Raw genomic sequence first — 13,677 nt, 5'->3', positions numbered from 1 at the left:
GAGGTGTCAAAGGCGTCAGCTCACCCGGGCGAGCAGCAATTCGATGTAGCGGTCCAAGAGTCGAGCGACGCGTTCGCGCTCGAAATAGGCGCCGTCGTGGTTGACCACGATCATCACTTGGTCCTCCCCGCGGTCGACGGAGACGTGAAGATTCAAGGGATACGAGAACTTGTCGTGCGTTCCGAAGTCTTCGAAATGCAATTGGTCGTGCTCGGCCTCCTGAAACGCATTGTGGAAGTTGACGAAGTTGAACGTCGCAACGAACGCTGGCTCGGCACCGGACGATTGGGCAATCCGGCACCCTGGGTAGATGGCATACGGCTCGAGCTGCGCGAGGGCGTGCTGGATGGCGCGCACGTGCTCCTCGCGGGCGCTCTCCCCGCGGCGTACGCACAGGGGCACGAGATTCCAAAAGAGCCCTAGTGACGAGAGCGGATCCGACAAGCGATCCGACCGGCCATTGGCCACGATGCCGATGGTGGGACCCGCCGAGGGGACTTCGCGCTCGAGCAGCTCGAGGTACGCGCTCAGCGCCACGGCCTTGATGGAGACGCCCTCGCGGCGCGCGGTCGCGTAGAGACGCTGGACGATGCCTTCGCCCACGAACCGCTGCAAGGCGTCCTCGCTTCGCTCCGGTGGTTCGCGGCGCGGGAGCGGCTCGGGGGCCGGCAGGCGCTGTGAACGCCAGAATTCCGCAGCTTGCGGGGAGCTGCGCATCTCGTCCTCCAACGCAACGTACTCCTTGAAGACGTTGGCCACCGGCGCCTCGGGCGAGGGCGCGTGCCCTGCCTTGGCCTTCTCGTACAGGTCGAACATCCACGTGAGGAGGTACTGATTGCCCCATCCATCGTCGATCGCATGGTGGATGGACCTCACCAGGCCGAACGTGTCCTGCGCAAAGTCGACCCAATGGAATCGCAGGAGGCCATGCGGACCGTTGCCCTCGGGGAAGGGATCGGCGCGATCGGCCAGGACGAGTCGCTGCATGTAGTCGTGCCGCGCGTCTTCGGCGACGTGGCGGGCGTCGTGCCGCACGAACCAGACCCGATCGTGGCGTTTGACGACCTGGTAGGGCTCGCCGTCGGGACCCGTGAGGATGCGGGTTCGCAAGACCGGATGGCGATCGAGCAGGGTTTGCGCGGCCTGTTCCATCGCATCGGCGGAGGCCCGGGCGTCTCGAATGCGAACCCAATGCTGGGCGTGAAAGACACCGACCGCGTGCCCACGGTTGGCGAGGTAGGCCTGCCGCATCTCACGCTGCATCGCGGTGAGCGGGTAGGCGTCCTCGCAGTCCTCGGGCACCTCGAACCTCGGGAGGCGTTCGATCGGTGCAGGCCCGAGGGGTGATGCGTCCTGGGACGCCGTCGCGCCAAGCGCACGGGCGATGCCGGCGATGGTCTGATGCTGGAAGATGGTCGCCACCGCGAGGGGAATGCCCCGCTGCGAGGCCATCCGAGCCACCTTCACGGCCAGAATGGAATCGCCGCCCGAGGCAAAGAAGTTGTCGTGCGTCCCCACCGGCACGCCGAGGGCGTCCTCGAAAATGGGGGCGAGCACTTCCTCGGTCGCGTTCAGCGGCGCCACGGGCGCTTGCTCGACGGAGCGGACGCGCGCCATCGACGCGAGCAGCTGCGCGCGGTCGACCTTCCCGTTGGCGGTCAGCGGCACCGATGCGAGAACGGTGAAGTCGGCAGGCACCATGAAGGGCGGCAAGCTCGCCGCGAGGTGCTGGCGGATCGCCGGAACGTCGACCGCGCCCCCCGCGGGCGCAACCAGCCACGCCGCGAGTCGCTGCTGCGTTTCCTGCGAACCGATCGCCAGGACGATGGCTTCCTGAACGTGCTCCCGGAGAAGCGCTTCGATTTCGCCGAGCTCGATGCGGTAACCGCGAACCTTCACCTGGTTGTCGACCCGCCCGAGGTAATCGATGTCGCCGTCCGGCCGGCGCCTGGCGCGGTCGCCCGTGCGATACAGGCGCGCGTTTGGGTCACTGGAAAACGGATCGCGAAGGAAGCGTTCGGCGGTGAGCTCCGGCCGTCGAAGGTAGCCACGGGCCAACCCTGCGCCACCGACGTAAAGCTCGCCCGGGGTTCCGACGGGAACGGGGTCGAGCCGGTCGTCGAGGACATAGAGCTGAAGATCGGGCATCGGACGGCCAATCGGGCTGCGCCATGCATCGGTCACGTCGACGGCGCGCACCACCCGATGCGTGACGTGAACGGTGGTTTCCGTGATGCCGTACATGTTGACGAGCGTCGGGTGCGCGTCGCCGTAGGCCTCGAACCACGGTGCGAGCGACGACAGCTCGAGGGCCTCGCCGCCAAAGATCACCGTGCGCAAGGCCGGTAGCGAGGGCGCGCCCGATGCATCGCTCTGTATGGCCCGAATCAACTGTCGAAACGCCGACGGCGTCTGATTGAGCACCGTGATGGCGTCTTTGCGAAGCAATTCGAGCATCGCCTCGGGCGACTTGGTGACCAACGGCGGAACGACGACCAGGCGCCCACCGTAGATGAGCGCACCGAAGATCTCCCACACCGAGAAGTCGAAGGCGTACGAATGGAACAGCGACCAAACGTCGTTCGGCCCGAAATGGAAGTATGCATCGGTGGCCGCAAAAAGCCTGCACACGTTGTCGTGCGTGACCAAGGTACCCTTCGGCGTACCCGTCGAGCCCGAGGTGTAAATGCAATAGGCCAGGTGGTGTGGAAGCGTGCGCGGGCGGTGCGGCGCCGGGCCATCGTGCGGCGGAAGTGCGTCGAGGCACACGACGCGGGCGTGATGCTCGGGAAGGCGATCGAGAAGCGCTTTCTGCGTCACCAGGATGCGCGCCTCCGAGTCGGCGAGCATGTACGCGAGGCGTGGCGCGGGGTAGGCCGGGTCGAGCGGAAGATAGGCTCCGCCCGCCTTGAGAATGCCCAGCAAGCCCACGATCATGTCGAGCGAGCGCTCGACGCAAATGGGCACCAAGGTGTCCGGCTCGACGCCCAGATCGCGCAGGTGGTGCGCGAGCCGGTTTGCGCGCAGGTCCAGCTGGGCGTAGGTGAGGGTCTGCCCTTCGAAGACCACGGCCACCGCGTTCGGGTTGCGCGCGACTTGGTCCTCGAACGACTCGTGCAGGCACCGCTCCGTCGGAAATACCGCGGGCTCGTGGGCCACGAGACGCTGGCGCTCGGCGTCCGTCAGCAGCGAGAGGGTGGACAGTCGCGGATCGGTTTCACGGGCCAACCCCGTGAGCAACGTTTCGAAATGCCCCGAGATGCGTTCGATGGTCGCATGGTCGAAAAGATCCGTCGCGTACTCCCACGCCAGATGAACGCCGTCCGGTGACGTGCGCACGTTGAGCGTCAGATCGAACTTCGAGGTGCCGTGCTTCACCGGGACAGGCGCGAGGTGGAGCTCGCCCAGATCGGGTGCAGCCTCGGGGATCTCATCCATCACGAGCATCGTCTGGAAGACGGGATCGTGCGACGGATCGCGGGGGATGCGAAGTGCGTCGACGATACGCTCGAAGGGGACCTCGTGGTGCTCGCCCATGGCGAAGGCGTCGGCCTGCAGACGGCGGACGTAGTCGCCCCACGATTCGTCGGCGCGTGGCTGCACGCGGTGGACGATGGTGTTCACGAAGAGGCCCACCACGCCTTCGACCTCCGCGTGCGTGCGGCCGGCATGCGGTGTGCCGATGAGCACTTCCTCCTGGCCGCATAGGCGCGTGAGCAGCACGCCATACGCGGCGAGGAACGTCACGAACGGGGTGACCCGTGCCTCTTGGGCACATCGCTTCAGTGCGGCCTGGAGCTCGGGCCCCAGGGTATGCTCGTACGTCGCGCCGTCGAAGCCCTTCGCCGCCTTGCGCGGACGATCCGCGGGCAGTGCGAGCACCGGCAGCTCCCCGCCGAGGTAGTCCCGCCAATAGGCGAGGTGCCGCTCGATCTCGGCTTCCGTGAGGTGCTCGCGCTGCCAGTGCACGTAGTCGACGTAGTCGTGGGCGAGCTCCGCCCAGCTCGGAGGACGCCCCTCGAGGCGGCTCGCGTAGGCTTCACCGAGCTCACGCTGCAGGATCTCCTGCGACCAGCCGTCGATGACGGCATGATGGAAGATCCAGAGCAAGGTGTACTTGGGCCCGGGCCGCTCGAACAGCGTCGCGCGCACCAGCGGTTCCTCGGCGTCGCCCACGCGAAAGGCTCGCTGCACCTCGCGCTCGGCCGCTTCGTGCGCACGGGCTTCGCCGACGAGGGTGTGTTCCAGCGCGAGGGACGCGGGGCCTTCGCATTGGTAGGCATCGCCCTCGTCATCGACGATGCGAAGGCGCAGTGCCGTGTGCCGCGCCATCACGTCGTTCAAGGCCGCGCGCAGGGCCTCGACGTTCACGCGCCCTTGGAGATCGAGCACCAGCGCGACGTTGTAGGCGGCGTCGCCGCCCTCGAGCTTGCTCAGGAACCACATGCGTTCTTGCGCGTAGGTCAGGGGATACCGTCCCGTGCGCGCCGCCTTGCGGAACGGGCGGGCGAGGGGCCCTCCCTTGGCCTCCGCAAGCAGCTTCGACATGGTGCGGACGGTGGTGGCCTCGGAGAATTGACGAAGCGTCAGCTCCACGCCGTACGCTTTCCGGATGCGCGCGAGCAGGCGCAGGCTGAGAAGTGAATTGCCGCCGGCATCGAAGAAGTCGTCGTCCACGCCGAGCGTGCCCGGCTCGATGCCCAAAAGCTCGACCCAGAGGGCCTGCACTTCGCGTTCGCGCTCCGCGCGCGGGGGTTCGATCGCGCGGGTCTCCATCACGGGCGCCGCCGGAGCGGGTGCGGCGACGGCCGCGGGCGCAACCTCGAGAACGGACTCGGCCTGCATGGGGTCGAGGCATTGCGACAATAGCTCGCGAAAGCGCCGCGCGAAGCCGACGACGGTCGCGTGGTCGAACAGATCCGTCGAGTACTCCCAACGAAGCGAAATGCCCGAGCCCGAGATTCGTGCGGTGACCTCCATGTCGAACTTCGAAAATCGTTTGTGCGACAAGGATGAGACGAGCTTCGCTCCGGGGAGGTGGAGCTCTCCGTCCGGCGTTTCCTCGACGGCGAACATCGTCTGGAAGACGGGGTCATGCGAAGGATCGCGGCGCACGCGCAGTGCCTGCACGACGCGTTCGAAGGGAACCTCGTGGTGCTCGGCCACCTCGAAGGCGGCCGTCTGCAGACGCCGGACGAAGTCGTCCCACGTCTCGTCGCCGCGCGGGCGGACCCGATGGACCACCGTGTTCACGAAAAGGCCAATGACACCCTCCATCTCCGCGTGGGTGCGCCCGGCGTGGGGTGAGCCCACGATGACCTCGCGCTGGCCGCTCAACCGCGTGAGCAGGAGGCCGTACGCTGCGAGCAAGGTCACGAACAGGGTGACGCGCGAGCGTTGCGCGTACTGCGTCAGGGCGGCGTGAAGCTCCGGCCCGAGGGGCTCCTCGTAGGAAGCGCCTTCGAAGCCCTTCACCGGCTTGCGCGGGCGGTCCGCGGGCAACGCAAGCACCGGCAGTTCCCCCCCGAGGTAGTCGCGCCAATAGGAGAGGTGGCGTTCCATCGCCGACTCGGTGAGGTGCTCGCGCTGCCAATGCGCGTAGTCGATGTAGTCGAAGGGCAACGGCGCCCAGCTGGGCGTGCCGCCGGCCAGCCTTTGCGCGTAAGCCTCCCCCAGCTCGCGCTCGAGGATTTCCATCGACCAGCCATCGACGATCGAATGGTGAAAGACCCAAAGCAGCGTGAACTTCGACGCCGGGCGCTCGAACAGCGTGATGCGCGCGAGGGGCTCGTTCACGTCGCCCACACGGAACGGCCGACGGAGCTCGCGCTCGACGGCCTCGCGGGCCTCGGACTCCGTCACGGAGGTGTGCGCCAGCGCGGGCGTGCCGTCGGCATCGCACTGGTAGGCCTCGCCGTCGCGTTCGACGATGCGAAGGCGCAGCGCCGTGTGACGGGCCATCACGTCGGTCAGTGCTCCGCGCAAGGCTTCGATGTTCACGCGGCCCTCGAGGTCGAGCGCCAACGCCACGTTGTAGGCCGCATCGCCGCCTTCGAGCTTGCTCAGAAACCACATGCGCTCCTGCGCGTACGTCAACGGGTAGTGGCCCGAACGCGGCGCTTTGCTCAGCGTGTGCGCGCCGCGGCCGCTGCCCGTGAGCCGCTTGGCCATGGCGCGAACGGTGGCACCTTCGGCGAATTGCCGCAGCGAGAGCTCGGCACCGTAGGTGCTCTGGACGCGGCCGAGCAAGCGCAGGCTTTGAAGCGAGTTGCCGCCCACGGCGAAGAAGTCGTCCTCGACGCTCAGGTGGTTCGGGTCGATGCCCAGCACCTCGCTCCAGAGCTTCAGCACCTCGCGCTCACGTTCCGTGCGCGGCGGGACGATCGCACGCACGTCCTCCTCGCGCTCGGGCACTTGCTTCTGCAACGCCGCACGGTCGACCTTGCCATTGGGCGTGAGGGGCAGCTCGTCGAGCCGCAGCAAGCGGCCGGGAACGAGTGCCGCGGGAACCCTCTGGCGCAGCGCATCGCGTACGAACGATGGATCCCATGCGCCGGCTTCGCGCGTGACGCAGAACGCAACGAGCTGCTTTGGGCCCTCGCCGCCCATGACCAGGGCGGCCGCGGCCTCGATGCCGGGCACCTGGAGCAGCGCGCTTTCGACCTCGCCCAGCTCGATGCGCACGCCGCCGATCTTCACCTGCTCATCGTTGCGCCCCACGAAGAGCAGCTCGCCGCCTCCGAGGTCGCGCACCAGATCGCCGGTGCGGTACATGCGTGCGCCCGGTTCGTCGGCGTACGGATCTTCCAGGAACACGGCGGTCGTCTTCTCGGGATCGCCCACGTACCCGAGCCCAACGCCGAGACCTCCCACGTAGAGTTCCCCAACGACCCCCTCCGGAACGAAGGCGAGCGTCGGGTCGAGCACGTAGAGACGTTGCCCGTGCAGCGCTCGCCCGATGGGAACCGTCGGCCATACGAGCGCGTCGCCTGGGCCCACGATGGCGTGCGTGACGTCGTCGGAGCACTCCGTCGGGCCGTACGCATTTACCAGGCGTGTCCGAGGGGCGAGCTCGAGCCACTCGCGCGCCAGCGGGGCAGGGAAGGCTTCGCCGGTGACCATGACGAAGCGCACCGATTCGAGCGAGGGACGCTCCGCAGCGCTCTTGAGCCAGTGCGTCAGCACGCCCAGGTGCGACGGCACGGTCTCCACGACCGTGGGCCGCTCGTGGGCGATGCGCGCGAAGAAGGCCGCGGGAAGCCATGCGACGCTTTCCTCGAAGATGGCCACCCGCGCACCGATGCACAGCGGCGCGAGGAATTGCCAAATGGCCACGTCGAACGATTGCGTGGTCGTCTGCGCGACGACGTCGTCGGCCGTGAGGGCCAGGTCTTCGCACTTGGCAGCTAGGTGATTCAGCATGCCACCGTGATGCACCATGGCGCCCTTGGGGACACCCGTGGAGCCGGACGTGAAGAGGATGTACGCAAGCGCGCCGGCCTTTGGCGCGGGACCTGCGTCGTCCGCATCGTGTTCCGTCGCGGTCTCGTAGATGGCCAGGGAAACGCCCCACTCCGACGCTTCCTCCGCAAGGTGCGCTTGCGTGAGAACGAGGCGGACCGCCGCCTGTTCGAGCATGGACTTGGCCCGTTCGCGCGGGGTGCCAGGGACGATGGGGACGTAGGCCCCACCGCTACGAAGAATGCCCACGAGCGAGACGAGAAATGCGATGGACCTATCCATCACGAGCGCCACGGGCGCCTCGTCGCGAACGCCCCGCGCACGCAGGTGCGCCGCCACGCGCCGTGAGGCGTCATCGAGCTCGGCGTACGTGAGGGACCCGCGGCCATCGGTCGCGGCGATGCGCGAAGGCCCGCGGCGTACCGCGCCCTCGAAGGTATCGACGAACGTGGTCCCATCGAGCCCCGGCCCCGGATCCGGCCGCGAAAGAACGCGCCGCGCGCCCGGCGTGAGCCGCACCTGGGCGAGAGCCTCCGGTCCGGATGCGGGGGCGACGAGATGCGCGAGAAGCGTGGTGAACGCGTCGGCCCAGCGGGCGATGGTGGGCGCATCGAACAGCTCGGAATTGTATTCGAAGCGACACGATATCTGGTTTGCGCGTTCGATCGCGTTGAGCGTCAAATCGAAATTGGAGAATTGCACCGCCGGTGACACCGCGTTCACCGGCCCGGCGCCGCGCAGCGACGCGCCCTCGAGGGGCGTGTTCTGGACGAGGCACAAGACTTGGAACAGCGGCGTTCGCGAAGCGTCGTGCTCGATCTTCAGATCGGAGACGAGCTGCTCGAACGGATAATCCTGCCGATCGTAGGCGCGCATCACGGTCGCGCGCGTCGATTCGAGCAGGTCCGCGAACGTCGCCTGCTCGGGCACGCGCACCCGGATGGGGACCGTGTTCAAAAAGAGCCCCACGGCCGCCTCGAGCTCCCGCGTCGACCGGCCCGCGAAGAGCGTACCGATCACGATGTCGGGCTGGTTTGCGATGCGGCTCAAAAAGACGGCGAACGCGGAGACGAGGACCTGAAACAGCGAGAGCCCTCGACCCGTAAGCAGCGCGCGGAGCCGCGCGACGGTTTCATCGCTCAGGTCGAACGCGTGCGTCCCACCCGCGCGCCCGAAAACGGCGGGGCGAGGGAAGCTCGTGGGGAGCTCCAGGGCCGAGGGGACCCCCGCGAGCTCCGCGCGCCACTGGTCGCGAAAGACGCGTGCCTGCTCCGACTCGAGGATTTCACGCTGCCAGCGGGCGTAGTCGATGGGGCTGACCACGGGGCGCGGTAGCTCCACGGTGCGATCGACGGCGAGCGCATTGTAGAGGGTCGCGAACTCCGAGAGCAGGATGCCCAGAGACCACCCGTCGACCACGATATGGTGAAAGACGATGGCCACGCGCTTCTCGTCGCGCGTGATGCCGGCGCGCAAAAGCGGCGCGCGCGACAGGTCGAACGGGCGCTCACAGAACGCCGCCACCTCGGACGTCTCGAGCTGCTCCACCTCGAAGAAGGCTTCCGCGACGATCTCCTGCAGAACGTCCGCCCCTTGCGCGACGAACCGGGTGCGGAGCGCCGGATGCCGTTCGACGAGCCGATCGAGCGCGCGCGCGATGGTGGAGGCGTCGAGGCTTCCGTCCACCCCCAGCACCACGGGAACGTTGTGCACGCCGGAGTGGGGGAGCAGCTGCGTTTGGTACCAAAAGCCGAGTTGCCCCAGCGAAAGCCGCCCCATGTTCGCATCGGCAGGATCGCGAGGCCGTCCGGCCACCAGCGGTGGCAAAAGGGCGCGCCGCGTCCCGGCCAGCGTCGCCGCAACGTATTCGGCCTGTTCCCGCAGGGTGCGGCGCAGGAAGAACTCGGCGATCTCGAGCTCGTTGCCCCAGGTACGCCGTGCCCGCGCGGCGACCTGCATCGACGAGAGCGAGTGCCCTCCCAGTTCGACGAAGTCGCTGGAGGCGCCGACCTCGGTCACCTTGAGGACCTCGCGCCAGAAGGCGCCCAGCTGGTACTCGATTTCCGCATGCCGTTCGCGCTGCGCGCCACCGGCGTTCTCGGCGTGCGAGGCGAGCCACTGTCGTCGAAGTTCCTCCACGGAGGTGCCCGCAGCACCGGTCCACTCGAAGACGGACACCTCGCGCGCCAGCTGTGTGGCCACGCGCTCGGCCACGTTGTCCGGCGCGGGTCGGAGCCGCGCGTCTTCCCCGGCCTCCGGCGTTTCCACGATACAGACCAGACCAGCGGGGCCCGCATCGTGCCAGAGCGCGACCCTCTGGCCCATGGCCTCCGAGAGCGCACGTTCCCGTCGTTCGAGCGAGGCCCACTCGCCGTCGATCCGCATCCACCGCGCGCCGAAGCGCAGCTCCAGCAACGAAGGCGAAAGGGTGCGTGCCCGCGGCGAGGGCGCGGGACCGAGCGTCCCGAACTCGAGCGGGAGCACGGGCCCCCGTTTTCCATCGATGAGGACATCGGTCGATGGGCGCACGAAGACCATGTCTTCCGAGGTGCCCACGCGATGCCCAAGCAGGCCGAGGCCCTCGATGGCGACCGGCTCGCGAAGCGTACCATCGCCGAGGACGATGTCGCTGCCCGTCCGGATCCTCGCGAGAAGATCAGCCACCCGCACGCCGAGCGACGAGGGGAGTGCCTCCAGGACCACGCCGAACTGGCGGAAAATCTCGGCGGCGCACGCAGAGGCCAGTGCGTCCTCGTCGATGCCGCGGCCGAGCAGAAGGTCGATGTGCAGATCGTTGCCCGAGGGCAGAACGCGGATCTCGAACGGAAACTCCGTCCCTTCCTCCACGCTCGCTTCGGTGACCTTCACCTCGCCGAACATCGCTTGCATCGTCGATGCGGCCGGGTAATTCTCGAACGCGATCAGCGTATCGAACGGGCGTCCTTTCTGGCCCGCGAGAACCTCGGAAAGCGAGAGAAACCCGTACTGCAGATCGGACGTGCGGCTGGCCTGGTGGCGGACGACGAGCTCGCGCACCGTGGAGCGCTCCATGGACGAGAACCGGCACGGGAGCGTGTTGATGAACAGCCCGATCATGCCGTCGCTACCCGGCAGCTCCGGCGGGCGTCCCGAGCTGACCGTGCCGAAGACGATTTCCTGGCTCCCGACGTGGCGCGCGAGCAAAACGCCCCACGCCACCTCGACCAACGTATTCAACGTAACGCGCAGCTCTTTGGCCACGTTCCGCAAGGCGGCCGCGGTCTCCGGCCCCAGCTCCTGCCTCCGCGACGTGCCCGCCGCCACCTCGATGCGGTCGTTCGGGGCGCGCGGAAGGGTGGGGGAGAGCAACGAGGTACCAACCCGCCGCAAGCGGGCATTCCAGTACATCGTGGCCTCGGCCACATTGGCCTTCTGCAGCCAGCGAATGAACTCGCGGTACGGGCGCCTCGCCGGCAGTCGCGCGGCCGCTCCTTGCTCGTACGCGGCGATGACGTCATGGAGAATGTGCCCCATCGACCAGCCGTCGAACAAGAGATGGTGCGTGGTGAGCACCAGCGCGCTTCCGTGCTCCGTTCGGACCACGGACGCGCGCATGAGAAGGGGCCGCGCCAGATCGAATCCGCGCCGCCGATCCTCGTCCGCAAACCGCCGCACCGCCTGACGGAAGGCCACCGCATCGCCCGCCGATTCATCCCGAACCTCGATGCGAAACGGGTATTCGCGAAAGACCAATTGCAACGGGCGGTCGCGATCCTGCCAGAAAAATGCGGTTCGCAGTGCCGGGGTGCGTCCCAGAACGATGCGAAAGGCACGCTCTAGCCGTGCGACGTCCAAATGGGTGACGACGGTGGCCACCAATTGAACGACATAAAGCGACTTCTCTTCCGGCCGGGAAACGCATTCGAAAAGAATGCCCCGCTGGGTTCCCGATAGCTCGTAGACGTCTTCGACCTTTTCCAAGACTTTAGCTCGTAGATTGGATCACTTGAAGGGAGATTCTCCGGCGGAACGGGGCCGCGGGGGAATCCGTGCGATGGTCGTTGACCACCACCAAACCGCGCTCGCGCAGATCGTCGAGCGTCTTCATCCATCCATCGTCCTGGACGTCGAGATCCTTGGCCCGCGCGCGAATCTCGTCGAGGTAGCGGGGCGTGCCCGCGAGGAACTCCACCAGCCACGCGATGCTCGCCGGCAACACCGTGCACTTCGACGAGATGAAGTTCACCACCAAGAGCACCCCTCCGGCCTCCAGCACGCGGGCGATCACGAAGGGCGACAACGTCAAGCCAGCGTTCTCGGAAAGGCTTCCCTCGTAGCTGTTCGCATAAATGCCAGGGTGCGTCCGGCGTGGCGGAACGACATGGGCGGCCTCCAAGCGCCCGAGCATGTCCGTGAACACGGGGTGCTCGAGCATGGGAATCGAGCTCTGACCCTGGAAGGTGCTTAGCATGTGGCCCTGGTCGAACTCCGCCTGCTCGGCCTTGGTCAAAATGGCCCCGTAGGTCATCGCCGCCGTCGACTTGATGGTGCCCAACGCCACGTCCTGGTAGACGTAATCCAATTGGAAGCGGAGAGGGCCGAGTGGCTCTTTCCGTCCATAATTGAGCCCCGCCACCGCGTCGCCGAGCGAAAGGCCGATGCGGAATTCGCCCAGGCGATCGATCCCTTGGTTGGGCCCGTCCACCGAGCAATAAACGTCATTGGTGATGAATCGATATTTCGGTGCGATATCCAGATAGTCTTGCGCCCAGCCTCGGGGGTGCAAATCGTACTTTCCGAGCTCCTGGAAGATCGGCTGGCCCGGCATCACCGCGAACGGCTCGGTGTTGACGTTGAGGTTGACGAACTCCTGTTGGATCTCTTGGAGCACGCGGGCCGTGTGCAGGAAGCGGTGTCGCGTATCGCCGGGAAAGCCCGCGATGAGCCCCGCCTGCACGACCATGCCGGTCTGGAGAAAGGAACGCAGCGCGTTGATGTTGTGCGCCTCGGCGCGGCGCTTGCGCATGACCTCGAGCGTCTCGTCGGACATCGACTCGATGCCGAGAAACACGTTGCGGCAGCCCGCCTCGAAGATGAGCGACGCCGTATCGGGCGTCATGTCCGCCCGCATGTACCCGCCCCAGAGGACGTCGAGCTTCTGCTTTTTCGCCGTTTCCGCGAACTCCACCAGTCGCGACATTTTGCCGTTCAGCAGCGAGTCCGAAAACCAAATACCATCGGCGTTGTACTTCGATTTCAGCTCCTTGAGCTGCTCGACGGCCCGGTCCGTGGGGCCGACGCGGTAGGTGCGCCAGAAGACCCACTCACTGCAAAATGAACATTTGTCCGTGCAACCGCGCGACAATTGGAAGGGCAGAATGCGCAGGTTGTTGTACTTCGGATCGTCGTACGGACGGCCATACGACAGGATGGACATTTCATCGAAGCTGGGAAGCGGCAGCTCCTTCATGCGTAGGGGCTTGCGCTCGGTGATGCGGAAACCGTTCGTCTCCGGATCGCGCTGCATGGTGCCTGGGACCGGTTTGGTGACCTCGCCGTTGCCCTGGCAGAACTCTTCGTAGAGGCAGAGAAGCGTTTCCTCGCCCTCGCTCTGGGCGACGGCATCGAACAAGCCGCTCGCGAGGCCGAGCTGCCCGCAGTGGATGCTCTCGGTCACCTGCGGGCCGCCGACGACGATGAACGGCGGCGATTTGCGCCGCTTCAAATGCGCCGCGGCCAGCATGGTGGCGAGAAAGTTCGTCGTCCAGCAGGAAAACCCGATGAAGCGCAGATCCTGCACCTGAGAAAACACGCGCTCGAAGAACCGATCGAGCATCGTCAGGTAATTGTGCAGGTACACGGAGTTGATGACGCGCTCCGCGCAATAGCGCTCGAACAACTCCGTCGGCGGGCCGATCAGCGGTTTGCCCTCTTCGAAGTTGCGCAGCATCTGCAGGACCAGCGGCAGCTCGGGAACGTCGAGGACGAAGGTCTCCCCGAATGCGCCCACCTGCTGGTGCGTGGGCGCGAAGCTGTAGGGAACCCAGAGCCGCAGATCGAGAAAGTCGAAATCATGGCAGCCGTTGGCCTTGAGGTAGCCAAGTAGCGCGGCGGGGCCCAGCGGCACCGACGTCAGCGGATACGGCGGGACGATGCACAGAAGATTGGGCTTCAGCCGGAGGTTTCGGTCGCTCACGAGATCTCTTTTCTTCGATGGGATCGCCGGCTCGAGCCGGC

At 66.6% G+C, this 13,677-nt stretch carries 2 protein-coding genes; both read right to left on the bottom strand.

Going from position 1 to position 13,677, the window contains the following annotated elements:
- Positions 1-15 precede the first annotated feature (15 nt).
- Positions 16-11,421, bottom strand: a complete 11,406-nt coding sequence (locus LVJ94_21290; protein WXB09751.1) for an amino acid adenylation domain-containing protein — start codon at positions 11,419-11,421, stop codon at positions 16-18.
- A 4-nt stretch (positions 11,422-11,425) separates the two neighbouring features.
- Entirely contained in the window at positions 11,426-13,636 is a 2,211-nt protein-coding gene (locus LVJ94_21285) for a B12-binding domain-containing radical SAM protein (GenBank protein ID WXB09750.1), read from the bottom strand.
- Positions 13,637-13,677: the final 41 nt, after the last annotated feature.

The sequence above is a fragment of the Sorangiineae bacterium MSr11367 genome (assembly GCA_037157805.1).
GTDB lineage: Bacteria > Myxococcota_A > Polyangia > Polyangiales > Polyangiaceae > Pendulispora > Pendulispora rubella.
The sequence above is the reverse complement of the archived record's forward strand: the minus strand, read 5'-3'. Positions and strand labels throughout refer to the sequence as shown.